The organism is Pedobacter sp. BAL39, from assembly GCF_000170795.1.
GTDB lineage: Bacteria > Bacteroidota > Bacteroidia > Sphingobacteriales > Sphingobacteriaceae > Pedobacter.
The window spans coordinates 72,510-98,735 of the sequence record NZ_ABCM01000005.1 but is presented as its reverse complement, the minus strand read 5'-3'; the positions used below and the strand labels follow the sequence as shown (position 1 = coordinate 98,735).

General features: G+C 41.4%; 25 protein-coding genes and 4 tRNA genes. 18 read left to right on the top strand and 11 right to left on the bottom strand.

Features of this window, described 5'->3' with window-relative positions; genetic code table 11:
- Nucleotides 1–36: 36 nt before the first annotated feature.
- Both PBAL39_RS08485 and murQ read right to left on the bottom strand, forming a co-directional pair.
- Nucleotides 37–606 (bottom strand): hypothetical protein, encoded by a 570-nt coding sequence (locus tag PBAL39_RS08485; protein WP_008240362.1) that lies wholly within the window; start codon nt 604–606, stop codon nt 37–39.
- Nucleotides 607–612: 6 nt separating this feature from the next.
- Complete coding sequence (gene murQ / locus PBAL39_RS08480; protein ID WP_039866339.1) at nt 613–1,419, bottom strand: N-acetylmuramic acid 6-phosphate etherase; 807 nt, start codon at nt 1,417–1,419, stop codon at nt 613–615.
- 186 nt (nt 1,420–1,605) lie between these two features.
- Here murQ and PBAL39_RS08475 point away from each other — a divergent pair, with 186 nt between their 5' ends.
- Nucleotides 1,606–3,192 carry a S41 family peptidase gene (locus PBAL39_RS08475; protein ID WP_008240360.1) on the top strand — a complete coding sequence of 529 codons (1,587 nt, stop codon included), beginning with the start codon at nt 1,606–1,608 and terminating at the stop codon, nt 3,190–3,192.
- A gap of 182 nt (nt 3,193–3,374) precedes the next feature.
- On the opposite strand, the gene der is transcribed toward PBAL39_RS08475, so the two are convergent.
- The gene (gene der / locus PBAL39_RS08470; RefSeq protein WP_008240359.1) at nt 3,375–4,676 is read right to left on the bottom strand and encodes a ribosome biogenesis GTPase Der; all 1,302 of its coding nucleotides are present in this window, start codon (nt 4,674–4,676) and stop codon (nt 3,375–3,377) included.
- 47 nt (nt 4,677–4,723) lie between these two features.
- Nucleotides 4,724–5,602, bottom strand: a complete 879-nt coding sequence (gene era / locus PBAL39_RS08465) for a GTPase Era (RefSeq protein ID WP_008240358.1) — start codon at nt 5,600–5,602, stop codon at nt 4,724–4,726.
- A gap of 111 nt (nt 5,603–5,713) precedes the next feature.
- On the opposite strand from era, the gene PBAL39_RS08460 reads away from it, so the two are divergent.
- The 4 genes from PBAL39_RS08460 (at nt 5,714) to PBAL39_RS08445 (ending at nt 6,131) form a co-directional block, all read left to right on the top strand.
- A tRNA-Met gene (locus tag PBAL39_RS08460) sits at nt 5,714–5,789 on the top strand.
- A gap of 40 nt (nt 5,790–5,829) precedes the next feature.
- Nucleotides 5,830–5,901 (top strand) — tRNA-Glu (locus PBAL39_RS08455).
- Nucleotides 5,902–5,944: 43 nt separating this feature from the next.
- A tRNA-Met gene (locus tag PBAL39_RS08450) sits at nt 5,945–6,020 on the top strand.
- A gap of 39 nt (nt 6,021–6,059) precedes the next feature.
- A tRNA-Glu gene (locus PBAL39_RS08445) sits at nt 6,060–6,131 on the top strand.
- Here PBAL39_RS08445 and PBAL39_RS25010 read toward each other — a convergent pair.
- Entirely contained in the window at nt 6,094–7,653 is a 1,560-nt protein-coding gene (locus PBAL39_RS25010; protein ID WP_008240356.1) for a recombinase family protein, read from the bottom strand. The genes PBAL39_RS08445 and PBAL39_RS25010 overlap by 38 nt on opposite strands.
- Nucleotides 7,650–7,826 carry a hypothetical protein gene (locus PBAL39_RS25300; protein WP_008240354.1) on the bottom strand — a complete coding sequence of 59 codons (177 nt, stop codon included), beginning with the start codon at nt 7,824–7,826 and terminating at the stop codon, nt 7,650–7,652. Before PBAL39_RS25300 ends, PBAL39_RS25010 begins: the two co-directional genes overlap by 4 nt.
- Before the next feature lie 157 nt (nt 7,827–7,983).
- Here PBAL39_RS25300 and PBAL39_RS08440 point away from each other — a divergent pair, with 157 nt between their 5' ends.
- Nucleotides 7,984–9,159: a hypothetical protein gene (locus PBAL39_RS08440; RefSeq protein WP_008240352.1), complete on the top strand. Its 1,176-nt coding sequence runs from the start codon at nt 7,984–7,986 to the stop codon at nt 9,157–9,159.
- A gap of 12 nt (nt 9,160–9,171) precedes the next feature.
- On the opposite strand, the gene PBAL39_RS08435 is transcribed toward PBAL39_RS08440, so the two are convergent.
- Together PBAL39_RS08435 and PBAL39_RS08430 are read right to left on the bottom strand one after the other, a co-directional pair.
- Nucleotides 9,172–10,077, bottom strand: coding sequence for an RteC domain-containing protein (locus PBAL39_RS08435; protein WP_008240350.1), 906 nt, complete (start codon nt 10,075–10,077; stop codon nt 9,172–9,174).
- A gap of 3 nt (nt 10,078–10,080) precedes the next feature.
- Nucleotides 10,081–12,234 carry a P-loop NTPase fold protein gene (locus PBAL39_RS08430; RefSeq protein WP_008240348.1) on the bottom strand — a complete coding sequence of 718 codons (2,154 nt, stop codon included), beginning with the start codon at nt 12,232–12,234 and terminating at the stop codon, nt 10,081–10,083.
- A gap of 130 nt (nt 12,235–12,364) precedes the next feature.
- Between PBAL39_RS08430 and PBAL39_RS08425 the strand changes: the two genes are divergently transcribed.
- The 12 genes from PBAL39_RS08425 to PBAL39_RS08375 all read left to right on the top strand — a co-directional run bounded on the left by PBAL39_RS08425 (nt 12,365) and on the right by PBAL39_RS08375 (nt 21,511).
- The gene (locus PBAL39_RS08425) at nt 12,365–13,909 is read left to right on the top strand and encodes a TraG family conjugative transposon ATPase (RefSeq protein ID WP_008240347.1); all 1,545 of its coding nucleotides are present in this window, start codon (nt 12,365–12,367) and stop codon (nt 13,907–13,909) included.
- Between the two features lie 22 nt (nt 13,910–13,931).
- On the top strand, nt 13,932–14,312 hold the full coding sequence (locus PBAL39_RS08420) for a hypothetical protein (RefSeq protein WP_008240346.1): 381 nt from the start codon (nt 13,932–13,934) through the stop codon (nt 14,310–14,312).
- Between the two features lie 13 nt (nt 14,313–14,325).
- The gene (locus PBAL39_RS08415; protein WP_050784332.1) at nt 14,326–15,030 is read left to right on the top strand and encodes a hypothetical protein; all 705 of its coding nucleotides are present in this window, start codon (nt 14,326–14,328) and stop codon (nt 15,028–15,030) included.
- A gap of 19 nt (nt 15,031–15,049) precedes the next feature.
- Nucleotides 15,050–15,661, top strand: coding sequence for a hypothetical protein (locus PBAL39_RS08410; protein WP_008240343.1), 612 nt, complete (start codon nt 15,050–15,052; stop codon nt 15,659–15,661).
- Nucleotides 15,648–16,289, top strand: a complete 642-nt coding sequence (locus tag PBAL39_RS08405) for a hypothetical protein (RefSeq protein ID WP_008240342.1) — start codon at nt 15,648–15,650, stop codon at nt 16,287–16,289. Before PBAL39_RS08410 ends, PBAL39_RS08405 begins: the two co-directional genes overlap by 14 nt.
- Nucleotides 16,290–16,298: 9 nt before the next feature.
- Nucleotides 16,299–17,480 (top strand): conjugative transposon protein TraJ, encoded by a 1,182-nt coding sequence (gene traJ, locus PBAL39_RS08400; RefSeq protein ID WP_008240340.1) that lies wholly within the window; start codon nt 16,299–16,301, stop codon nt 17,478–17,480.
- A 12-nt stretch (nt 17,481–17,492) separates the two neighbouring features.
- On the top strand, nt 17,493–18,131 hold the full coding sequence (gene traK, locus PBAL39_RS08395; RefSeq protein ID WP_008240338.1) for a conjugative transposon protein TraK: 639 nt from the start codon (nt 17,493–17,495) through the stop codon (nt 18,129–18,131).
- Nucleotides 18,112–18,330: a hypothetical protein gene (locus PBAL39_RS25295; protein ID WP_008240336.1), complete on the top strand. Its 219-nt coding sequence runs from the start codon at nt 18,112–18,114 to the stop codon at nt 18,328–18,330. Before traK ends, PBAL39_RS25295 begins: the two co-directional genes overlap by 20 nt.
- A gap of 69 nt (nt 18,331–18,399) precedes the next feature.
- On the top strand, nt 18,400–19,482 hold the full coding sequence (gene traM, locus PBAL39_RS08390; protein ID WP_039866315.1) for a conjugative transposon protein TraM: 1,083 nt from the start codon (nt 18,400–18,402) through the stop codon (nt 19,480–19,482).
- A complete protein-coding gene (locus PBAL39_RS24585; protein WP_008240332.1) occupies nt 19,479–20,534 on the top strand; it encodes a hypothetical protein in 1,056 nt (351 codons plus the stop codon). Before traM ends, PBAL39_RS24585 begins: the two co-directional genes overlap by 4 nt.
- Nucleotides 20,535–20,610: 76 nt before the next feature.
- Nucleotides 20,611–20,787, top strand: coding sequence for a hypothetical protein (locus PBAL39_RS08380; RefSeq protein ID WP_008240331.1), 177 nt, complete (start codon nt 20,611–20,613; stop codon nt 20,785–20,787).
- An 85-nt stretch (nt 20,788–20,872) separates the two neighbouring features.
- Nucleotides 20,873–21,511: a hypothetical protein gene (locus PBAL39_RS08375; RefSeq protein ID WP_008240328.1), complete on the top strand. Its 639-nt coding sequence runs from the start codon at nt 20,873–20,875 to the stop codon at nt 21,509–21,511.
- Here the strand turns inward: PBAL39_RS08375 and PBAL39_RS08370 are convergent.
- Genes PBAL39_RS08370 through PBAL39_RS08360 form a run of 3 tightly spaced genes read right to left on the bottom strand, consistent with a single transcriptional unit; the run spans nt 21,508 to nt 26,221 of the window.
- Nucleotides 21,508–22,173, bottom strand: coding sequence for a hypothetical protein (locus PBAL39_RS08370; protein ID WP_039866314.1), 666 nt, complete (start codon nt 22,171–22,173; stop codon nt 21,508–21,510). The genes PBAL39_RS08375 and PBAL39_RS08370 overlap by 4 nt on opposite strands.
- A gap of 16 nt (nt 22,174–22,189) precedes the next feature.
- On the bottom strand, nt 22,190–22,927 hold the full coding sequence (locus PBAL39_RS08365; protein ID WP_008240323.1) for a DUF559 domain-containing protein: 738 nt from the start codon (nt 22,925–22,927) through the stop codon (nt 22,190–22,192).
- 42 nt (nt 22,928–22,969) lie between these two features.
- Nucleotides 22,970–26,221: a dsDNA nuclease domain-containing protein gene (locus tag PBAL39_RS08360; RefSeq protein WP_008240322.1), complete on the bottom strand. Its 3,252-nt coding sequence runs from the start codon at nt 26,219–26,221 to the stop codon at nt 22,970–22,972.
- Nucleotides 26,222–26,226 lie beyond the last annotated feature (5 nt).

The following is a 26,226-nucleotide window of genomic DNA, read 5'->3' as shown; positions in this document are numbered from 1 at the left end:
TATTTAAATATACTAATAGTAATTGTTTAGCAAAACCTATGCCCCAAGCCTTTTTGTCAGCATTTCTTCGATTTTCTTAAATAACTGAAGTGGTTTCAATGTTCTCCATGCCAAATCGTCAAGTTGACCGCCGAAGTTGATGTAGTAGTCAATATTGTTGGACCTGAATTCGTTGATGACATGCTCCTGGAAATTTACGCCGGTTATCCATCCGTCTTCGACATCCTGAAACCATTCTTCATAGTAGCTGTCTTCCGAAGAATGGAAATTGAGGATGTTTTCTCCGATGAGGATAAATTTGTTAATGCCTTCGTCAATCATCAGCTCCAGAATCTCTCTTTTTAAAAGCATGATGTCATTGCTGATGGCATCGTTCCATTCGCCAATGAATTCGATAATGGCATAACCACGGTCGTAATCGGCAAAGAGCACCTTCAGGTACAGGGTGCTGGAGCCAAAGTCGTCCCATTGCGGGTGAATGAGAAAGTTGTACAGCTGTTTATCAAAATAGAATTCTGAATACTCAGTATTGTAAAAAGGCGAACGCTCGTCTTCGGCGGCAATATAGTCGTCACGCCAAAGGTAGAAAGGTTCAATTTCGTGCATATCGTTTTATTTTGTGACTGCTTCCACAGCTTTTCTGACGCTTCCGTATTGGTTTAGCAATTCTGCTGCCTGCTCGCGGCCTATGTTTAGTTCGTCCATGATCATCTGGGTGCCGCGATCTACCAGCTTATGGTTGGTTAACTGCATATCAACCATTTTATTGCCTTTGACTTTTCCAAGTTTGATCATTACGGTGGTACTGAGCATGTTCAGCACCATCTTTTGTGCGGTGCCCGATTTCATCCGGGTGGAGCCGGTAAGGAATTCCGGTCCAACTACGACTTCTACTGGATGGTCGCTCGCAGCGACAATGGGGCCTCCGCTGTTGCAGATGATACATCCGGTGAGGATGCCATGCTCCCGTGCCGTGTTTAGTCCGCCGACTACATAGGGAGTGGTACCAGATGCTGCGATACCGATCAGGCAATCTTTTTCATTGATCTGGTATTCCATAAGGTCCTTCCATGCCTGTGCAGTGTTGTCTTCTGCATTTTCGACCGCTCTGCGAATGGCCTGGTCTCCACCTGCAATGATGCCCAGGACAAGGTCGAAGGGCACGCCAAATGTTGGAGGGCATTCCGAAGCATCTACTACACCGAGCCTGCCGCTGGTGCCGGCGCCGATATAAAATAACCTGCCCCCCATGGCCATACGGTCAGCAACTGAGGACGCCAGTTGTGCGATCTGCGGAATCGCCTGCTTCACAGCAATGGCAACTGTTTGATCTTCATTGTTGATACCCTGAAGAATTTCAAGTACAGACATCTGATCAATGTTTGTGTACTTCGAGTCTTGCTCAGTTACTCTGATCATATTTGATATTTTTGCTAAAAATCGGGATTTTCTTTTTAAACCAGAAATATTAAGAAAAATCGGTTTTTTCTTGGAAATCAGGTGATTTATAATTGAAAAATAAAAAATCTGAAACAATTATAAATGAATGAGACTTAGTTTGTTAAATAACTGGGTAATTTCATAACTTTACGCAGTAGTCTGTCCATGAAGAAAAGTACCAGGTCTAATCTTTTTCTTGCCCTCGCTTATGCCATCACCTTAATCGGGGGGATGTTCCTTGGCTATAAATTTTTAAGGGACCAGGGATATAGTATAGACAGGGTCATCAGTTACGCTTCAAATGATAACGAAAAGGTGGATGAGATCATCCACATCATCAACAGAAATTACGTGGACGACGTGGATGCAGACAGTCTGCACCACCTGCCTATCGACAGTTTACTTCATAAGCTGGATCCACATAGCATCTATCTGCCTGCCAAAGCTGCGAATGAGCTTTCCGAGAGTTTGGGAGGGAACTTTGAAGGAATTGGCATTGAATATTATATCCTGAATGATACTTTGTTGATTACAAATGTGATCAAAAACGGGCCGGCCTTTGCTGCGGGACTTCGCCAGGGGGACAAGATCTTAAAGATCGACACCACCTTTGTGAGTGGCCGCTCTCTGCCAAGGGAAAAGATGATCGGGAAGATAAAAGGTAAAAAGGGAACTGCTGTGAAGTTGAGTATTCTGCATCCGGGAGCATTGCATCCGGTACTTTTCACCGTCAATAGGGGGAAGGTGAAGGTGAGCAGTATTGATGCTTCTTATTTGCTGAATCCCGAAACGGGATACATCCGCATCAGTAAGTTCGGTGCAGATACCGATTTGGATTTTGTGTCTTGTGTAAAGAACCTCAAGGCAAAAGGGATGAAGAAGCTGGTGCTGGACCTTCGTGACAATGGTGGAGGCTATCTGACCGCTGCTACAGGCCTTGCCAATCAGTTGCTGGAGGAGAATAAACTTATCGTATACACCCAGGGAAAACACGAACCCCGTACAGATTATTTTACGACCGGAGGTGGGGAGTTTGAGCAAGGTAAACTTGTGATCCTGATCAATGAGAACTCTGCATCTGCGAGCGAAATTCTTGCCGGTGCGGTACAGGACCTGAACCGGGGGGTAATCATTGGCCGTCGTTCCTTTGGAAAGGGCCTTGTGCAGGAGCAGTTTCCTTTTGGAGATGGCTCTGCCTTAAATCTCACTATTGCAAGGTATTACACTCCCTCAGGTCGCAGCATTCAGAAATCCTATAAAAAGGGTTATGCGGCGTATCAGAATGAAATCGAAGACCGCTTCAATGATGGAGAGCTTACGAGTGAAAGGACGACGACACTTAAGGATAGTGTAAAGGTCATTAAACCGGTTGTTGATCCCGGAGGGATTCGCCCGGACATTTATGTGAAGATGGATACCAGTGGGTACAATCGTTTTTACGCAAAGCTGGTTGCCCAAAAGGTAATGTTTGACTTTGTTTATGATATCCTTGCCAGTCGGTACACAGCCTCATTCCTGGAACAGAATATGGCTACCTTCAATATCAATGATGCAGATTATAAAGATTTTGTAAAGTACGTACAGACCAAAGACCTGGTCATCGAGCCTAAACTGCTACAGGCCGCCAGGCCACTCATTTATAATGACATTAAGGTCTTGCTGTGTAAATATCACCTTGGAGATTCCGGGTATTACAAAGCCTTAAATATGAACGATGCCATGGTGAAACAGGCCCTAAGCAGTCTGCAGTAAAACTTACCTTTATTTTTGGATTAAACTGTACAACCTTTGAATGTGGTTTGATAAGTGTGGTTTGAAATGAAGCTACCGGTGCCAGCTGAAAGGAATGTCTGATCAGCAAACAGGCCAGCTTAAGCTGACCTGTCTGGAGGATTTTCTACGTCGAATGACCGCAATATGATTTTGCCTGCGAGTTATTTTTGTCTGAAGTAAATCTGGATCGGTACGCCGCTAAAGTCAAAGTGCTCACGCAGTTTATTCTCAATAAAACGTTTGTAAGGCTCTTTGATGTACTGCGGAAGGTTACAGAAGAAGGCGAACATCGGAGATGAACCGTTGATCTGTGTGATGTATTTGATCTTAATGTACTTTCCTTTAAGTGCTGGCGGCGGATAGTTCTCAATGATTGGCAGCATGACATCATTCAGTTTCGAGGTAGGTACTTTTTTACCCCTGTTTTTGAATACCTCAAGTGAGGTTTCGATGGCCTGGAAGATCCGTTGTTTGTTAAGTACTGAAGTAAATATGATCGGTACATCTGTGAACGGCTGTAATTTCTGGCGGATCTGATCTTCAAAGATTTTAATTGTCTTGCTATCTTTTTCTACTAAATCCCATTTGTTGACCAGGATAACGATACCTTTTTTGTTTTTCTCGGCAAGATGGAAGATGTTCACATCCTGTGATTCGAGGCCTTCCATCGCGTCGATCATGAGTACGACCACATCTGCTTCTTCCAAAGCTTTAATGGTACGCATGACAGAATAAAATTCAATGTTCTCTTTTACTTTTGTCTTTTTGCGAAGACCAGCTGTGTCGATGAACATGAACTCATGTCCGAACTGGTTGTAGTGAATGTGTATAGAATCCCGGGTAGTTCCCGCAATAGGAGTCACGATATTTCTTTCTTTACCTATCAGTGCATTGATCAGGGAAGATTTACCTACGTTAGGTCTGCCGACAATGGTAATTTTCGGCAAGGCATTTTCTTCTTCAGGGATATCCTCAAAGTGTTTGATCACTTCATCAAGAAGATCTCCTGTACCTGAACCCGTCATAGAAGAGATCGGATAGATTTCTCCCAGTCCGAAGCCGTAGAATACAGAAGCATCATTCTGAAGTTGTGTGTTGTCCACTTTATTGACAACAATGAAAACAGGCTTTTTACTGCGTCTCAATAACTGGGCGATGTCATCGTCCAGGTCAGTAATGCCGGTAACGACATCCACCATAAATAATAAAACGGTAGCTTCTTCAATGGCAATGACCACCTGCTCACGAATGGCGGCTTCAAAGACATCCTCAGAGTTTGCTACATATCCACCAGTATCAATGACGGTAAATTGTTTGTCGGTCCATTCTGCGGAACCATAATGACGATCACGCGTTACACCGCTAAAATCATCAACAATAGCTTTGCGACTCTCTGTTAAGCGGTTAAATAGGGTAGATTTGCCTACGTTTGGTCTTCCGACGATTGCGATAATGTTGCTCATGTGTATGTATGAATTGTATTAATTATTAAGGGGTTGCAAAGGTAAGCTTAATTTTCGTACCCGAAACTTTTTAAGTAGTTCTTTTTAGATCTCCAATCGGGAAGTACCTTTACAAAGGTCTCCAGGAAGACTTTCTGGTCTAAAAATTTCTCGATGTCCTTACGTGCTTCCATACCAACTTTTTTAAGCATGGATCCACCTTTACCTATGAGGATGTTTTTCTGGGAGTCGCGCTCAACGATGATTTCCGCACTGATCCTGACCAGTTTTTCTTCTTCTTTAAAGGCGGTGATGACTACTTCCGTACTATAAGGGATTTCTTTCTGATAGTTGTTAAAGATCTTTTCACGGATGATTTCTGACACAAAGAACCTCTGGTTGCGGTCAGTCAGGTCTTCTTTATCATAATAGGCAGGATGTTCAGGAAGGAAGTCCAGTACCCTGTCCATGATGCCTTCCAGGTTGTACTGGTGTAAAGCAGAGATTGCAAATATATATTTAGGGTTTAATTTTTCCTGCCAGAAGGCTGATTTCTCTTCCACCTGCTCCTGTGTCGCGTTGTCGATCTTGTTGATCAGTACGATCATAGGAATGGTGGTGTCGATAATTTTTTCAAGCACATCATTTTCATCGTGCTGTTCATTAATGTCTGTCACAAAGAGAATTAAGTCGGCGTCGGTAAGTGCACCTTTTACAGAAGTCATCATTGAATCCTGCAGTCCGTATTTGGGTTTTATGATTCCCGGGGTGTCGGAAAAGACAATTTGGTATTCTTCTTCGTTGACAATTCCGAGAATACGGTGCCTGGTAGTCTGTGCTTTAGGAGTGATGATGCTCAGTTTTTCCCCTATCAGGGCATTCATTAACGTGGATTTGCCCACATTGGGCTTCCCGATTATACTTACAAAACCTGCTTTGTGCGACATGGAAATATTTTTTAAAATAAATTTGCAGTACAAAGAAACGAATTATATCTTTGCATTCCAATTCGGAAGAAGAGTTAAGGATTTAACAGAGACTTACGAAATTGTATAAAGTGCGGGGTGGAGCAGTTGGTAGCTCGTCGGGCTCATAACCCGAAGGTCATCAGTTCGAGTCTGGTCCCCGCTACCAAAAATAGGTTCGTAACCGAGAGGTTAAGGCAATCTAAAATGGCCCGTTCGTCTAGGGGTGAGGACGCCAGATTTTCATTCTGGAAACAGGGGTTCGATTCCCCTACGGGCTACGATCCGCTTTGCAGAGCACAGCGGTTTTTTGAAAAGATATAGTGCGGGGTGGAGCAGTTGGTAGCTCGTCGGGCTCATAACCCGAAGGTCATCAGTTCGAGTCTGGTCCCCGCTACCAATTAGGTTCGTGATCGAGAGGTCAAGGCAATCTAAAAATGGCCCGTTCGTCTAGGGGTGAGGACGCCAGATTTTCATTCTGGAAACAGGGGTTCGATTCCCCTACGGGCTACGATAAGGGAAAGAGGTTCAAAATGAATTTCTTTCCCTTTTTTATTTCCGTCTAACTTGCTGTTAATCAACAGAATTAAGTCCACTACAGTATTAGATTTAGGTGTTCGATAAATTTCTCCGTCGAACTGAAGTTTGTTAGGATACAGACAGCAGATAATTCTACGCTTATCAGCTACATTAGCATTAACATACAACTCATCAAGCTTAGAAAGCCCTTTTATAACTTTATTGACCAGCTTTTCAATTCCAATCCTCACCAACGGCTGAGCGGAAACACGTGCCATTTTAGCTTCTAAACGGCGTATTTTCTCCTCACAGTCGGCCTTGATGGTTCTATAGTCGGATGGATCAATATCACTACTTAAAAGTAACTCTCTCGCTTTGCTCACTTTAGCGTTTAAACTTTCAATATCAACCAAAATCGCTTTTTTATCAGTTAGGTCATTTTGAGTTCGAGATTTGTAAACTTTGGTTATGACCAGTTTTAGCAATTCAGTTGCAGCAGGTTTAACCGTGACTTCCTTTAACTGCTTCAAAAAAAGGTCGTTTGCTTCCAAAGCATTATACCTTACGCCACATTCAGAAAGACAGTGATAGTAATAATAGTGTTTGTATTTACCTTTTGATTTGCTGCCTGTCAACATACGGTGGCATTTCGGGCAATGGATCAACCCCCTAAGTGGCAAATGATCTAAAGAGACTTCCTTTAAAGCCTTCTTTCTTTTTCTCGCTTCCAGAACATCTTGAACATCGTAAAATAATGTTTCGGTAATTAACGCCTCATGCTGACCATCTACAATAGCAAGGTCTTCGTCCTTATGTTGGGGGATAGTTATTTTTCCGCAGTAAACGGGATTTCTAATTAACCTCCAGAAATTCATACGGGGACATCTCAGCCCCTTTTGATTTGCGATTTTACGAATTTGATCAGCACCGTAATTATTTTTGGCAATTTCTTTAAACACCCATTTCATTAGTCCAGCTTGCGGTTCATTCGGTGCAATGTACTTTTTACCGTCAGCAGTAATGAAATTTTTGTAACCGAGCGGAGCGGTAGACATCCAGCGACCTTCTTTTTTTGCCCTACGCATTCCGTTAAATGTATTTAATGCCCTACGGTCATTCTCTACTTCAGGAGCAGCGAGGTAAAATGCCAGCATCATCTTGTTTTCTGGTACAGATAAATCAAGCGGTTGTTCTACGGCCTGCGGTTCTACACCATATTTCCTAAGTATGGCAATCATGCCATAGGCATCTCCAGTATTTCTGCTAAACCGATCCCATTTTGTAAAAAGGATCAAACTACGTTTGCCTTTATATCTTTTAATATCGGCTAATAATTTGATCCACTCGGGGCGGTTGAAAGTCTTAGCCGAATGATCTTCAAAAATTACTTTGTTGATTGCGATACAATTAATATCGCAATACTTCCTCAATCGTTCTTCCTGGTCACGCTGGGAATAGCCTTTGTCGGCCTGCTCATCCGTACTTACACGGATATACAAATCTGCTGTTTTCATATTTTACTATTTTCGTCATCAACTATCTGATTTACAGACAATTTAACTAAAAAATATAGTATTTCCAAGACTTTTTTTGCTTCTTCTCTATCCATTTTGACACCATTTTTAGCAAGAATTTCGATAGCAATTTCAGGCTTAATCATTTCTGGGTTATAATGTTCTATCTCCATGGGCAAACTAATTATGGTTTTAAAAACCAAAAATCCGAAGACTACATAAGAGACAAACCCAATATGGGAAGGTATGGGGAAGTTTATATAATAATTAGTTTAATACTTACCTTCGCCAAAAGATCGAATATAAAATTATGAGAAACCAAATATAAACATGGAAAATAACTTCTTTAAGAATCTATTTGAGAGCTTTTTATCAAGGACGGTAATTACTTTACTCGGTATTGCAGGAACAATTATAACTATTTACGCTTTTCTTCAAGAACAAAAGGTTGACTTAACCTATGAGATTGTGGCTAATACTAATGTATTAGACTTTAATGCTGATTTGAGTAAACTGGAGGTCACTTATGATAGCACCAATTTGAAGCAAACGAAGCAAAATCTAAAAATATTTACCATTAAAGTCGTAAATCATGGAGATAAAGATATTCTTAAAGAATATTATGATTCAAATGAACCTCTAGGAATGCAAATTAAGGGAGGTAGAATAATTGAGACTCCTGAACTGATTAATGCTAGTAGCGACTATTTGAAACGCAATGTTAAGACTAGAATTCTAACGAATGAAAAGATCAATTTTTCTCAGGTTATTTTGGAATCAAAAGAATATTTCATCATTAAAATTTTAGTGCTTCATAAGAAGGATGTAGTACCCAGAATTCTTTCAACTGGTAAAATAGCAGGTCAAAAAGACATAACAGTTATGAGTGCTATTGATGTAAAAAAGGATTACAGTTTTTTAGAACAAACATTTTATGGTTCTGCTTGGACTCAAGTTATTCGCTTAATATCTTACTTTTTTGGTCTGCTACTAATAATAGCATTCATAATAATCGTTGCTACTTCTATAGATAGATTTAGCGATAAACGGAAAAAGTCAAAAATCATATCCAATTTCAAGAACTTAAAATCGTATGAATATACGAGAATGGATGATGCAATATTTGATAGGTATAAAAAGGATGGCCCTAGTATAGTTAAGGAAATGCAAAAACTAGTAAATTCTGAAACAGAGCTAAATGAAACGTACACAAAGCTGTCTGAGGGATTAAGGAGTAAGGAATTTCGAAGATTTAGAAATAGTGAGGGAGTTAGCTATCGTTACAAAAACAGTAATTGGTCTGTAATTAAGGAGATGATAAGTGACGGAGTTATTTTTAAAGATCAGACTTCATTGCGAATAAATCTCGCGATGAAGGATACAATAGAGAAGTTTGTAATTTTTCTTGAAGAGAATGGAGAGTTTAAGAAGAAAAATTATGGGTCACATACTGAAACAGTATCTTATTTTGAAGTGGACGATGAAGACGAAGAAACTACAGAATAATAGAATTTAGATTTAATCTTTCTTGTCATCAGGATCATCGTAATCTATATCCCTATCCTCGTCATCCCATTTATCATGTAGCTTATCCAGCGCATCCAGCATTTTTTCCGGCAGATCACTATTGCCGCTGATCAGTTTTAATGTATTAAAATCGATCCCATCCGGCAGATTGGTTTCCAGCCCGCCTTTAAGCTTTTCAAATAATTCTTCCTCGGTGTAGGGCTTACCTGTTTCGGGATTAGGTGGCATTCCAATTTGCTTGACCATCTCCACCACCTCTAAAAAATCTGCGTTGCTTCCAGTAAATGTCAGTTTAGTTTTAGGTACTTCATCCCCTGCAAGCAACGAGGCTTCAAACTCATTTTCTAGATGATCTTTTAAAAGTTCCATAGCCCTAATTTTAGCAAAAGCATAATCAAAGCCAGTAGAAAAAGAACGATCACTGTAAAAGAAAACCGGATCAATATCTATTGCCATATCTCGCTTCGTAAACCGATCGTCCACATTACGGACGAAATACTTAGTATCTAGGGAGTCCAAATCTTCTTTGTAATAATCGAACAGATGTTCATTGCGGCGAAAGTAATTTTCAATCTCATCTACCTCATCAATTAAATATTCCTTATCCTCATTGGTATGGTGTGCAGGCCGGAATACCTCAGTATTGTAAACTTCACACATATAAATCATTCTTCCCATCACTACCGGCTTTACATACTTGAAAAAGTATATTTCCTCTGATCTCTTTTTGAATGGATGTTCTAAGATGTAGGCTTTGAGTTCGCCAAGGTAGACCTCAATAATCTCAATAGAAATTTGCGCCCACTGATCCGACTTTGGATATTCTAAGCGAATGTTCAGCAGCTCTTTATCCATTCGGTTGATCAGCTCCCCGCAATATGATTTCAGTTCTTCCATACTTTATGATTCTGAGGGTACATCCGTCGTTTCTTTTTTATACCACTTATGAAACTGCCTTGACATATTCAATGGTGTAAAATCTTGCTCGGTCATATCAATCCAAAAAGGTTCTTCCGATTCCAATTCTTCAAGCGTGAAGTTTAACAATAGGCGCCTGTGTAAATCATGTTTGTCAAAATAGGATACAATGTATTCATATTGACTTTTATTGATGTCACTCTTAAATTCTCCTTCCCGCCCACTGGTTCTTTGTACGGGAACAAATGATTTAAGTAAGTTCAAAACATCTCCTTTATCTCTATCAAGATATTGCTTAATGTATAATTGTAAACTATCGTTGTCACGCTCTTTCCAAGTTGCTACTAGATAATGTATTTGATCTGGAAATTTTTCAAAAATGGTTTCATCGCCAGCTTCTTTTACAGCTCGTTCGGTTAATATCTTAGCTAATTCCTGATATTGCGCTAAATCAAACAACTTATCTTCGGGACGATCCCCCGTTCTTAACCAGTTGTTTAAACTATATGCAAACGCAAAATCTTGGGGATAGTTCATGAGTTCCTTTGCAAACTCAAAGATGTTTTCCTCTTTATTGTTTTTTAAAAGCTGATAAATGAAAATAGCAGCCTGTCCCACCTGAGTGTCGTATCCATAACCAAGCATGCCGCCTTTATTTGAAAAGAGGTCAGTAACCAAGCAGATTGATTTTGCAATGGTTTGACTATCTTTCCAGTTTAAACTAGTTTCGTGTGTCCTAAGTTTCTGAATAAGAGAACCAGCAGAGCTTCGGCTAATTATATCCCTTACTTGATTTGCAATCTCTTGGGCTGCAGAATTGTCAAGCTTTTTTAACAGAAGATCAAATTCGATGTCCGATATATCACCCTCAACCACAGCATAGGAAAAGTATCTGTCAAAATATTGTGGAGCCACAATACGCTTTGCTCTATACCAGTCGTCCTTATTTTCTTCCGAAAAATGAAAGTTATCGTAAACAGTATCTAAATTCGGAAACAGGTTACTAATTATATCTAAAATATTTGCACGGTCAACTTTATTAAAACCCTTACCTAGAGTATCTAAGTTCACTTTAATATCTTTTATTTTTTGTTGATTATTACCCATTCCGAAATTGGTGTAAGAACCAATGAAATAATCAGGATTTGATTTAATAAATTGATAATGATCTGGATAAAATATTTTAAGTGCCTCTATTAGCATCAAATCAACCATGTTTGCTTCACCCTTCAAAAGCGGTAGAGAAAATGAAAGTGAGTTCCCAAATCTTACAGCAAGACGGGGCGTGTTCAGGCGAGGAAGAATATTGGTGCTAAATTGATAAACGAACCGTTGTACTTCTGTTTCCGTTAAAGTAATTGTTGCAGCATCAATGGCATTGTTAATCATATCAAAGCAAAACTTCTTCAAAGCTTCAGGCTGGGCTTTTGGTATCGTTAAGGGTATTTGAATTATTTTCTCTAAAAAACTCATGCCCGAGTTTTTATCACCAGCACCAAATCGCTCTCCAATAGCCGCCGCTACCATCGCCTCGTCAAAAGACAATATGTAAGTTGTATTTGAAAAATCTGCTGTAAGCTTAACTAAACGGAATAGAGTATATATTTCCTGTTTGTCTAACCGATCTATATCATCTATGGTAATTACGATCTTATTACTGCTTTCATTTAGAAATTCATCGACCCGCTCTTTAAATTCCTCAAGCTTTGTCTCTGATACTGCTTGACCAATTCCTGAAAAGTCGAATCCCAGTATTCGCCCTGATGATCCATATTTTTTAACAAGGCCGCCTACTTTTTCTATTTTGGTCTTCAGTTGTTTATCGAGTGCGGTGGCAACCTTATTAAAAAAGCTCATTAAAAGGGTTTCTTCATCGCTGTAGCGCCATGGATTCAAATTTATTCTAATTACTGTATCATCTTTAGCTAATTCTTCATCAATGAAGTTCAATACTGATGACTTACCTTCTCCCCATGCTCCAAACAATCCAAAAACTATGCTTTCCTTGCTTTTTCTGTTAATTATGGTTTCAGCAATCCGTTTGGAAAAATTGTATCGTTGAAATCTATCTTCTTTCGCTTCCTTTACAGGACGGTCTGCCGTATAGTTTTCTATCGTGGTGGTTTGCTGTGTCATTTGGTAAGGTTAAGTTATAAAATTACAAAATTAATCTAAGCTCATCTATAAATGCTAACTCCCCTTTCATTCCCAACAGGGGAATGCCCAAAAATTTCAACCTCAATCTTTGGCATAAACAATAATTGCCATGAGACAAAGATCAAAACCCATCAAGGAAAAAGCGCCAGATAAGCCCACTTATAAACTGCAACTGCCAAAGAAAGGGATAACACCAGAACGGCAGAAAATCCGGCAGCTTTTGGCTGGCATGGATGCGGTGGCCAGACAGGAAACGGACGGAGCAGCTCAAATCTGGTGGGCAGGCATCCCAGGCAATGCCGCAGATTTTCCGGTCAATGATACTTTTGACACCTTTGTAGAACAGGCCAGCTGCTTTTTGAATATGGAAAGTAATGCGAAGTCTGATGGTACAGGCATCCGCTTTGGTGACCGGAGTTTTGGCAGACCTGTGTATGTGGATTTATTCGATCAGCCAATGAAAACGGGGGTGGTCACCAACCGGAACCTGTTCATCTGCGGTGGTAGTGGCGCGGGTAAGTCAATGGCCTGTAACCACATGTTGCGTACACTTTACGATGAAGGAACACATTGTGTGACCATTGACATTGGCGGCAGTTATAAGGGGCTTTGTGATCTGGTAGGTGGCTATTACTTTAGCTATACCGAAGAGAACCCGATTAAATTCAATCCTTTTTTTATTGGTACAGATGATGTGCTGGATATTGAAAAGAAAGAGAGTTTAAAAACCCTGCTTTTGGCGCTCTGGAAACGGGACGGTGAGCATTTCAGCCGCTCGGAATACGTGGCGATCTCTGGTGCTATCACCCTGTACTATGAATATTTAGCAGAAAACTCATCTGTCTTTCCTGGCTTTAATTCCTTCTATGATTTTCTGATGCTGGAATATATGCAGGTGATGGAAAACGGCAAGGTCAAGGAAAAGGATTTTGATCTGGGTAACCTGCTGTATGTTTTGAACCCATACTATAAGGGCGGCGAGTTTGATTATCTGCTCAATGCTACCGAGAATTTAGACCTGCTGAATGAGCGCTTTATCGTTTTTGAACTGGACAACATCCGCTCGCATGAGGTTTTGTTTCCCGTGGTTACGATCATCATCATGGAAATGTTCATTTCCAAAATGCGCAAGCTAAAAGGGCAACGCAAGATATTGGCAATCGATGAGGCATGGGTCGCCATTGCAAAGACTGGTATGAGCCATTTTATTAAATACCTTTTTAAGACGGTTCGTAAGTTCAATGGGATCGCGGCACTGATTACCCAGGAGGTGGACGATTTGATTTCTTCGCCCATCATCAAGGAAACAGTGATCAATTTATCAGATACCAAAATCCTGCTGGATATGCGCAAGTTCATGAACAAGTTTGACAAACTGCAAGAGACGCTGGGTTTGTCTGATAAGGCCAAAGCCCTGCTTTTATCGGTCAACAAGGCCAATGAGAAAGGTAAAAATTACCGTGAGGTCTTTATCGATCAGGGCGGGCAGAAGCTTAGCGTATACCGCAACGAGCTGTCAGTTTCCGAGTATTTGGCTTATACGACGGAGGAAAGCGAAAAGCTTCGCGTCATGGAATATGCTGAAAAGTACGGCAGCATGGAAAAGGGAATTACCATACTGGCTGAAGAGCTTCGCCAGAAGAAGGCTCAGTAAATCATTTTAATTCTGAAATTTTATGAAAAGAATAAAAGCAATATTATTTGGCTGCTTTGCAGCAATGCTGTTTTTCGCATCCTGTGAAAACAGCATTAAATCATCTATCGATGGCACCTATGCCAGTTATGAATCCGGTGAATACAGTATCTCCAAAGATACGCTGGTCATTATGCCTTACGGCGATCAGGGAGACTACCAGGTAATTAGAAAATCCGCTTTCCAGACGGTAAGGAACGGGAAGCTTCAACCATCTGAGCGAAAGATCCGCGAGTATATCGGCAGGTTTGACGGGAAAACTAAAACGCTGATCATCGATGCCCAGGGCAAAAAGATCAGTTTCTTTCCCGATAAAGGAAGCCTGCTTTTGATGCAGCGAGAATACCATAAGGTTAAACCATAAAAGAGGGCAGCTTATGAGAGAATTTATAAATAGAGCAAAGGTATATTATGTAGTAATGCCACTCAGTTTGGTGGTACTGCTGGTAGCAATGCCCACCAAACAGGTTTCAGCGCAGGTCGCTATTGCCGAAGTGATTAAAGCAGGTGTTAAAAAGGTGATCAAGGCGCTGGATCTGAAAGTGCAGCGTTTGCAGAACCAGACCATCTGGCTGCAAAATGCACAAAAGGTATTGGAAAATACCTTGTCTAAATTGAAGCTGACAGAGATCGCCGATTGGACGACCCGCCAAAAGGAACTGTATGGTAAATACTTTGACGAGCTGGCAAGGATCAAATCTGCCATCGCCTATTACCAGCGGATCAGGGACATTACCCAGCGGCAGGCGGATATTGTGGAAGAATACAGGCAGGCCAAAAGCCTGTTTGCCAAAGACAAACATTTCAGCCCGGATGAACTTGGCTTCATGGAAGATGTCTTTAAGGGGATTCTGGATGCCAGTCTGAAAAACATCGATCAACTGTTATTAGTCGTCAACTCGTTCAAGGTGCAGATGGATGATGCCAAACGCCTAGAAATCATTGAGCAGGTAGCGGTGAAGATCGACCAGAATTATTTTGACTTGAAGCAGTTCAATACCCGCCAAATTAAACTGAGCCTGTCCAGGGCAAAAGAAGCGGGTGATCTGAACATCATTAAAAAACTGTATGGGATTGAGTAGGAAACTATGCGGACTGGTAATGCTGGTTGCATTATCCCTCTGGGCTTTTTCAGGTTCGGCACAGACCTGGGGAGAGATTTTTAATCAGAAGAAAACGCAGAAAAAATACCTGTTACAGCAGATCGCCGCCTTGCAGATTTACATCGGCTACGCAAAGAAAGGCTATGATATTGTGGGCGGTGGCATCCATGCGGTTAAGGATATAACTAATGGAGAATTCAGTTTGCACCGGAATTTCTTTGCATCACTGGCTGCGGTAAACCCAGCTGTTAAAAACAGCGCAGCGGTTGCTGAGATCGTTAACGGCGGCCTGGGTATCATTTCCGTGCTGAAAAGCTGGAAAGCATCGGAGCTGAATGCAAATGATTGGGTGTACGTTTCATTGGTCAAGGCAAATCTTTTAGCTGAATGTGCCAGTGATCTGGAGGAATTGTTTCTGATAATCACATCCGGTAAGCTGGAAATGAAAGACAACGAGCGTTTGGGTCGGCTCGAAAAACTGCGGTTGTCGATGCAGGATAAATATGATTTTGCACTTTCCTTTAGTACCGACCTGCGAATGCTGATCCGTCAAAAGAATAGGGAACAGGAATCCATTAACCAGATCAGGAGGTGGTATGAAATTGAGTAAGCTAAGTTTTTTTTGCTTCGGTCTGCTGGTCTTATGTTCGGCAAATCGTGTAAAAGCGCAGTCCGCCGAGGTACAGCAGTTGATTTTAAACGTGGAAAAACTGTCGCAGTTTAAAAATATCCTGAAGGATATGAAAGCTGGCTACCAGATTATCAGTAAGGGTTATAATGCCGTTCGTGATATATCCAAAGGCAATTTCTCCTTGCATGAAACTTTTCTTGATGGACTGATGGCAGTTAGCCCGGAAGTGAGAAGATACCATAAGATCGCAGGGATCATCAAAACGCAGGGCAACATCCTATCCGAATATAAAGCAGCATTTAGCAGGTTCAAGTCCGGCGGGCAGTTTATCACCGCTGAAGTGGATTATATGGCCTCGGTTTACTCGCAGCTTAACAAGCAGAGCCTGCAAAATCTGGAAGCGCTGTTAATGGTGATTACCGCCGGAGAACTGCGTATGTCCGACGATGATCGGCTGGCCGCAATAGACCGGATTTTTGAAGATATGCAGGACAAGCTTTTGTTCCTGCGGCACTTTAATGCCCAGGGCATTGGTATTTCAAGGCAGCGGACAATGGAACAGAAAGAGGTTTCATCCATGCAAGAACTGTTTAAGTCAAACCCTTAACCTATTATTATGAACAGATTTATTAAGGCCACATTATTTGTGGTCATGGCCATGCTTTTAACGTTCTCGCCAATATTTTCCTTTGGGCAGGGCTTGGCTGGCGAGATGAAAAGTATGCACCTGGTCCTGGATCAGGTGTATAAGGAAATGATACCGCTATGCTCCGGACTAATCGGCGTAGGCCGTGGTCTGGCGGGTTTTGCCGCACTGTTTTATATTGCTTCCCGTGTCTGGAAGAACATTGCGCAAGCTGAAGCGGTAGACTTTTACCCGCTGCTGCGCCCTTTTGCGCTCGGCTTAGCGATCTTGCTTTTTCCGGCAGTCATTGGCCTGATGAATGGCATTTTGCAGCCAACCGTTTCCGCTACATCGGCAATGGTGAAAAATTCCGACCGGGCAATAGCGGTACTACTGAAGCAAAAAGAGAATACCATTAAAAAGACCGACCAGTACCAGATGTATGTCGGTGCCGACGGCACTGGTGACAGTGATAAGTACTATAAATACCTGCATCCTGATGATCCTAACAGGCAGGACGAGGGAATGCTGGACAGGCTGGCGCACGGAATTGATTTTGCGATTGCGAAAGCTTCTTACAACTTTCGTAATTCGATCAAGCAGTGGATGAGCGAGGTTTTGCAGGTGGTTTATGCGGCAGCATCGCTGTGTATCAATACGATCAGGACATTTTATCTCATCATTCTAGCTATACTCGGCCCATTGGTATTTGCCTTTGCGGTATTTGATGGCTTTGAGCATACGCTAACGGTGTGGATTGCCCGCTATGTCAATATTTTTCTATGGTTGCCCATTGCCAACATCTTTGGCAGCATCATCGGAAAAGTGCAGGAAAATATGCTGCGTTATGACATTTCGCAGAATGGTCAGCAGGGCGATACTTTCTTTTCAAGTACCGATACGGCGTATTTATGTTTTTTGATCATTGGCATTATTGGCTACTTCTCTGTACCAACGGTTGCCAATTACATTGTACATGCAGGTGGCGGCAACTCGATTTTGTCAAAAGTCAATTCGCTGGTTATCGGTGGTGCCAGTACATCAACCAAAATGGTTTCCGGTGGTGCTGGTATGGCTGCCGATGCGATGGGAAATGCCATGCGCAATTCCAAAGGTGGCAGCGCATCTGAAGGCAATGACTATTTCAAGAATAAACTTAAGAGCAACGATTAATCCATTAAGCCTATGTTTACACAACTCAAAAATATAGATACCGCATTCCGGCACATCAAGCTGTTCAGCTACCTGCTGATACTGGCCAATACTTTTACGATATGCTTTGGTTTGTACAAATGGTGCCAGCTGTCGGCTGAGAAGGATGGGAAAATCTACATCCTGTATAACGGCAAAGTATTACAAGCATTGGCTTCTGATAAGAAAACCAACTTGCCTGTGCAGCTCCGTGACCACATCAAAACCTTTCACCAGTACTTTTTTAACCTGAGCCCCGATGACAAGGCCATTAAAGCCAGTGTTTCCAAATCGCTTTTCTTAGCTGATCTCTCAGCGAAAAAACAATATGATAATCTGCTGGAAAGCGGCTATTACAACAACCTGATCTCGGCAAGCATTTCCCAGGAAATCGAAGTGGACAGTACGGTGCTGAATATTGATGTTTATCCGTATTCCTTTACGACCTATGGTACCCAGCGACTGGTTCGTTCCAGTAGTACCGCAATTCGTAAGCTGGTTACCAAGGGACAAGTCCGGGACTTGAAAACCCAGACCGATGATAACCCGCATGGCTTTTTGATACAGGGCTGGGAAATTCTGGAAAACAGGGACGAACCTAAATCCTATGGCAATGAGACTATTCCGCAGTAAAAAGCAGAGCATTTCTCCGTCTGCTGATACACTGAGGGGAAAACTGGCGAGCTACATCCTGCGCCAGCAATCAAGAATTGCCGGATGGCTCAATGAGCGGACAAGCTCCTATTCTCCCTTTCGGTGGATGGTGCTACTGATCCTGTTCTGCTTGGGCGTGGGCGGCATTTGCATTTATTTAATCATTATATCCATTTAGTAATTACCGCCGAAGGCAGCTTTAGTTCCAATTAACAAAATAAAAACAACACTAAAAATCATATAGCTTATGAATACAACACATTCTCCCGCTTTTTTAAAGCGACGTAAATTTTTGATGGTGCTGCCATTACTGATCCTGCCGTTTATGACAATGGCCTTCTGGTCATTAGGTGGTGGCTCTAAACCGCCTGCGGCAGAGGCCTCGGTCAGCAAAGGCTTAAACATGGTTCTGCCAGATGCAGATTTTAAAAATGAAAAACCCGTAGACAAAATGAGCTTATATAGCCAGGCACAAAAGGACTCGGCTGATCTGATCAAGCACGGTTTAACTACTGGCGAAAGCTCGGAACTAGCGGGTGTTGGCAGCGGTTTCAGCCCTGATCCAAGCGAACTGGCAATTCAAGCAAAACTTGCGCAGATCAATGCACAGGTAAACGCAAAGCCGATTACTCCTGCCTATAGCCCTGGTGCAACTAATACCCGTGCTGCCGCTGATCCGGCAATGAGCGCAGATGTTGCGAAGCTGGAAGCGCTGATGAAAAATATGCAGGCTTCTTCCGGTGGTGATGATCCGGAAATGTACCAGCTCAATTCAATGATGGATAAAATATTGGCTATCCAAAATCCCGATCTGGTTAGGCAGCAGCATGTTAAATCTTCCAGTGGTGTACCCGACACCTTGTTCAAGGCCATTCCCGCAGAAATTGCAGGAAATGTAAAGGCCGTCGAGGGTTCGGTGATCGAACTTCGTTTGCTCGATACCATTGTACTGAACGGGCAGCGCATCCCTAAAGGTCATTCCATATTTGGCCTTGCAAACTTTTCCAACCAGCGTATCAGTTTGGAGATCAAAAACATCCGTTTGGGAAATCAGATTATTCCGGTGAGTTTAACTGTTTTTGATAAACGTGACGGTATGATCGGACTCAATGCACCAGAGGCTTTGCTTATTGATGCCGTCAATGGCGGTGCCGATGATGCCATCCGCAGTATGCAGTTTTTAAGTATGGATCAAAGCATCGGAACGCAGGTTGCAGGTGCTGGTCTGGAAGCTGCGAAAGGATTATTCTCTAAAAAGGTCAAAAGAGTGAAGCAGAAATTGTCTGCGGGATATCCAGTACTGTTGCGAGATAACTCGAAGAAAAAATGAGGTTCAGAAGGGACGATCTGGTCTCCACCGCTGAATTCCTAGTTGATGTAAAGATAGATGGTTATGAGTTTGTAAGTTATCCCAGGGATAGGGATATGTATACTGGAAACGAGATCTATGCTTTTGTTGAGCGAAGGAGTGCAGACAAACATGCCAGGGAGAATGGTGACTGGTATGTTGAACCCTTAGCGCCATTCCTGCGGAACATGATCGAAGCCCTTAAAGACAGTAAACTTGTCGAGATCGTGGAAACCGGACACTATTATCATTTAAATAATCAAAAGAATATGAACGAAAACAATTTAGCATTCCTAAAGAACAAGCTCGAAAAGATGGATTTTCCAGTTGCGGTGCTTGATAAACTTGAAAAGGAAATAGATGTAAAGGATCAGAAGACCGAAATCAAGATCGGTCATGAAATGAACCGTGGAAATGAAACTGTAAATTATGAGCTGAACTTTAAGCAATCCGATACCACCGATATGTATTTTTTTAATAGCTATAAGGCTACCTTGAATACCGGAAACGAGGCAACCGATAAAAGCCAGGATTTTAGGATCCGTAACGGGAATAATATCGGAGCTGATGAAGCCTTTAACTTGGTTGCTGGCAGGGCGGTACAAAAGACGATGGTCAATGGTGATGGCGATAACTATCTGGCATGGCTGAAAATTGATTTTTCTCAGAAAGATAACTATGGCAATAACAAGGTGGAACAGTTTCACGAACGTTATGGCTATAATCTTGACAAGGCACTGGATAAATTTCCGATTGCTGAACTTGCCAAACCAGAGGAAAAGGCCGATTTGATGGCTTCAATGAAAGCTGGGAATTCTACGGCGGTAACGATGACCAAAGATGGAAAAGATGCTTTGTTGTTTATCGAGGCCAATCCACGCCTGCGCACGATTAATATCAAGGATGAAAAGGGCGTGTCTGTTCGTCGTGACCAGCTGGAAATCAAAGACAAAAGCCAGAGCCAGAAGATTGGTGAAAACCAAGGACAGGAAAAAGGCCAGAATAGCAGAAAAAAGCAGGGTTTGTCCGTTTAGTGCCTAATTTATATATTTAAAACGCGAATCATTATTAAATCACTAATTATTAATCATAAAAAACAATTAAAATAATATGGAAAAATTCACGAAAGTAAAAGAACTGATAGCTGGTATCGAGGCTGATGTAGAAAAATTCAGTAATGCAGGTAATGGCGCAGCAGGTACAAGGGTTAGAAAAGCGATGCAAGACTTAAAAGTATTGGCGCAGGAAATTCGTACTGAGGTAACGGAAAAAAAGAACAGCAAATAGATAGATAACTGTTTTGGGAATTATAGAACCCTGCCTAAATAGGCAGGGTTTTCTGTCTAATTTTAAGTCAAATAAAGTTTAAACTATGTCACAATACGAAGGTTTGTCTGACGACGAATTCCCTGATAATTTCGGGTATACCCATAGAAGTCTGTTTTTTTTGTCCATGACCCTTGGTGAAATGGTGACGTTGAATAAAGCCCGCAGAAAAAGAGAAGAATTGGACATACTTGAAAACTACATCTTTCATAAGTTCCACACAACGCTAATGTATACCTTTACCATGGAGTACTGTAAGTTATTAGAATCTGGAAAAGGCAGTTCCAATTATGCAGCTCTTCATAAGCTTAACCGAAAAGTCCTACATTTTAAGGGGACTGTCTACCAAAAAACGTTTGAACACGTTGAAGGACGAATTGATCAACTTATTGGTTCCGATTTTCATAAATATCTAAGAATTTTACGGGATAAAACACTTGCCCATAGTGATAAGTCTGAGAAAGGAAGCAACTTTAACGTATCCTCATTTTCCGATAAACAATTGAAAACCGCATTGGCCCATTTTAGCGAAATGAATAGTATCCATAGCGTTTGCGCTCAGCAGTTCCAGATGGAATATATCATTTCCCTTGATGATATCAGTTCGGAACTGTTTATAGAAAGAGCAGGAAAATACCTGAAATCCTATAAAGAAAACGTAAAAGATGATTGGGACGTAGATTAGTTTTCTGATTTCTTCATCATATTTTCAACTGTTAATAACGCTTCTGAAAGTGGCTGCCTTAGATCAAGACCATGACAGTTTTTATAACTAAGTTGCCGGCCACAGAAACATAGGCAATCGTAATTGCCATTTGCATCCAGATAAGGTTCAAAAATTTTTGCAAATTCTTCGAGCCCCGTTAGCATGGGTACGAGATTTTCAGGCATAGTGATAGTATTTTCAGCCGTTCTATGTGCATAACTATATAATTTATAGATAGCTTCACAGACAAAAATCCAATCATCTACGACTTTATTTTCGGAAATATTTACTCGCACGTTATCTAAGACTTGGCCGTCATATATAAACCCATTATCTATTACAAATAGTGTTTGGCTTACAGGTTGTATTGTAGGGGTAATATCTAAGTATGTGTTATCCGGTGCTTGCCAAACGGCATGTCTCTCGGCCTCGATCATATATTTCAACGGTCTTATTGCCCAACCATAAACTGCCCTCCCTCCATCTTTAACTATCTTCCGTTGAACATTGTAAAAACAGCCATTTATTGCCGCATCTGTTTCAGGCTGTATATTAATTACTATTGGATTACTCGCCGCTTTAATCCTTGATAATAATAGTGGCAAATATTGATTAATTCTTGCAATGTATTCGCTATTCATCTTTAAATTATATTTTTTACAGGAAATAGTATAGCCCATTGTGTTCACCTGCGATCCTTTCATGGGCTTCTAACTGCCGAATAAATTTTTCTTTACAGTGTTTGCATGTATGTTTCTTCCGGTTGAGTACACCGATTTGCCTATGTCCACAGTTCGTACATTGGACATCTCCCCAACTGTACCCGGTAAGAAGCGACCTTACTTTCGGCCTGCCATAGTTGTTTCCTGTGACCAGGTCCAGTTTTTGTCGGATGACGTTTTCAATACTGATCAAGAAGTCAGAAACATGGTTTTCATGTTCAGAAAACTTGATGATTTCTTCGTGGACTTCCTTTGAGGTGAACCGCATTACTAGCCAACCAGCAGCCTGGAGATTGACATCTTTTCGCCTATCCTTACGCACGTGCTTTTGTCCATGTGAGCGCTGTCCATCTATTTCCACCGCTACCTTGACTGGGTCATTGACCGAACCTCCATAAATTGCGAAATCGATCTCGTATTCAATTCCTGGAGTACTCATATCGTAGACATCTTCTAGTAGAACCATTTCATTTGGAATGATTATATAATCGCTATTATCTCCGGGAAATTGGTTCAACACTAGAAAAAACGCTTTTTCAAGATCGCTTTTCACTTCGCTGTTCAAATAGTCATCAATATCTTTAATCATCATGTCTTTCAACCCGAATTCGTCTCTTCTGAGGCTATATTCGATCTGGTTCCTGAGTGTTTGTATATAGGGTTTTAGATCCATTCTATGTTTTCAATATACTGCTTCTGCGTTATTTTCTCTATATTATAAAGGGCTAAGATTGCTTTCATCGTCAATATTAAAGTTGAAACGTTTGACCATTAAATTCTTCACTGCATTGAAATCTGGGAAATCAGATTTCTGCCCTTCCAATCCCCAATTCCTTAGTGTCAGTAGGGCTGCTTGCCTTAGTTGAAAATCCAAGTCTCCTTCAAAATAATAGTCCACTGGGATTTCTATATAGTTTTCTTCTTCATCCATCTTAAACAACCTTCCAAAGGCTTCCTGCACCAGATCATACTCCTCCTGCGCTGAATGGAAAGATTTTTTCTGCATTTCTATACTCACTTTATAGCTAACAGTATGGTTAAACAATGCCAATAGGATCTGCCAGTCCAGCCAGCCTTGCTCTCTTAATTTTTTAATGAAGTCGGGATAGCGCGGATCTTTTTGTAGACGAATTAGGGTAAGATGCATTGGAACCATACAAGCGGGGTATCTCTCTCGGATCATCTCTAGGGATTTCTCCACTGAATATTTGCCGCTAAGGCTGTCGTCCCATTTTAGTCCGGAAAAAGGCGTACTGGTAAAACCTATATCTGGTTTTTCATATGATGCTCTGTTTGGTTCATAAAAATATTTCCGCTCAATAAAGTACCTATAAAGCCTCTGATAGAGAAAATCTGCCATGGTTTTTCCCGCTAGATCTTCTTTTTCCAATCTTCGCTGTATTTCGTTTTCGAGTTCCTCAGTAGGCAATAAGCTGATTTCATCCAACATTTTTTTAATACATACCGCCATGAAAGCACATTGCATTTGAATGGCTTGGTAATCTTCCTTAGCGACAGCAGGAACTTTAACGATCCACTTGTGAATGTCGTTTGAAGCTAGTCTTACAGGCGGCTCCCAGCGTTCACCTAACTGGATATTTATCTCGATTTTGCTTTCCAGAAGATGCAGGTCCGTTTTGCTGAGTCCCAGGTCAGCAACAAGGATTTGAAGCACTGCAATAAATTCCTCGGCAATCGAATTAGTCAACCAGTCATTTTCAAAGATGAACTTCCAGTTACTTCCCAGTGCATCCCAGAAGATTGTCCGTTGCGGACCGGCATCGTTCAAAGGAGCATCATCCAGCTTTTTCTGTAACAATGCTGCCAGTTCGGTATCCCTGACCGATCCGTTCAGTTCTTCTACCATTGGTTCCAAAATGTCTTTATATAATTGCCCCATTTCCCTTATTTCTGATTCGATTATGGCAGCGACTTCAGAACTAAGCCTTGACGCGAAAGCAATGACAATAGCGATGTCCCTTAACGAGTACATGAGTTTATTGTCTTCAGTATCATATTCCCTACTTTTGAATTCACCTCTATACAATATGAACAGCCTGAAATCTTCTAGGCAACTGATCCAGGCACCTTCCTTGAAGTCGGCGTTCAAGATCATAGCAAATGCATCTGAAATCCTGTGGTTGAGTGCAGATTCGGATGTTGCGTGGCGGGCCGCAGATAATGCATAATATTTCGCGGCAAAATTACAGCCGATCAGCAAATAGAGCTGCGAGATATTGAGCAGGGCTAGAATATGTCCACCCCGGGTATGATCATGGCGCCAGAGCGTTTTTGCCTTATGGAAATAGTTGATCGCCCTAAGCACTGATTTAGGTTCTGTCGTGTGGAGGTATTTTACTCCGCGGTCAACATAAACTTTGGCTAGATCATGATCTGAGCTTTTTTGGGCGACAAAAGGCATTAACTTATCTGTAAATTCTTCCAAGCGCTCAATTTCTTCAGTATCGTGTGCCAACGTAATCAATATTTTGATGAAGCCGGTTAACCGATTAGCCAACTCCTTGACATCATATTGAGTAGCGGAGTCCAATAGATTAAGAATTTCATCCAAATGCACAAAAGTATCATCCATGATGGTTTCACTATCAGGATTTATTGTGTGATGCAAGGTTAAAAGCGCTGCTATGGCATGAAAATAACAGGCTTGGTTCGGGTCTTTTACTTTTTCCAATTCATCAATGGCCTTTTGCAAGATACGTTCTCTCCAATATGCTATTTCTTCTGCCTTGATCTCTACTCTACCGAAATGGACAGAGCCCTCTATCAGCCCCACTAGGGCAGACGCATCTTCTAAAGATTCCACATCATCACCGAAATTTTCAAATTCTGCGAAATAGCCTCTGACTTGGGCCTCCATTCCTTCTAAAGTACCATCTGGTGCGGCTAGCATTTTGGGTCTAACTGTTGTCCAGATTAGTTCATAAATTGCTTTTTGCTTGTAAAATTTAGGAATATCTGGCAGGTCAATGTAATGTTTGAGGAGTGTTGCCCAGGTCTCCCAGTGGTGCTTGAGATATCCCGCGTACCTACAGTAGAAAGAAGAATTCAAAACCTTTAAAAATTCTGCTACCCTGAAGCCGGCGATTGTGGTGACCTTACTCCAGAACTGATAGTCTTCATTATATCCTTTATCTTCTTCATCACCGCTTTCCAGCAACAGTTGATCCAAAAGCGCCACATCCAGCTTGCGATCTTCTCCTTCTGTTTGAATAGATCTTTCACTTATCGCATAATATAACCGGGCGAAAACAATTTCCTTATTTTTTTTTGCAATAGGGTTTTCTAATTTTGAGATATATGTGTTTATTCGCTCAATAACTCCTTCCATGGCCTTTTCTGCTGAGATGTCGCTAAAATTCCATTTTATGGTGCGGGCAAATCTTTCCCATACCTCGTCTGGTAATTCGGCCAGGATAAGTTTTGCGTCTTTAATTTTTTCCAATAGCACAAGGTCTTTTATGCCTTCATTCGCAGATTCCGCATATTTCAGCACTATTGATCTCACCTTTTCGGCGCACTGTTTTAAAAGCTCGGGATCAAGGCTTTCCTGATGCTCTTTCCACTTTTTTAATAACTCGGCATCATTATCCTTATACTTGCGGGCGATATCCGCATTCGTTTCAAAAATAAACTGCTGCTGATCGAACTTATATTCACCTTTAACAAACAGCATAAAAAAGTGACTGATCGCTTTGGTAACTTCTACACTGCTAAATGAGAAATTTTTACTAGAGTAGAGCTTTAGCTGGGTAAATTTTGAACTCCATTCATCCAGATCACGCTGAAAAATATCTTCTTCATAATCACAGTATATGATTTGATTATTTTTACTGTGATAATTATCCAACCAGTTTTCCAGTGCCCGGAGCTTCTGGTATTCATAGCCCCTAAGCGCTTCAGCCGCATCGGTATTCTTTGAAAAAATGAATAGTTTATCTAAACTCATGACCT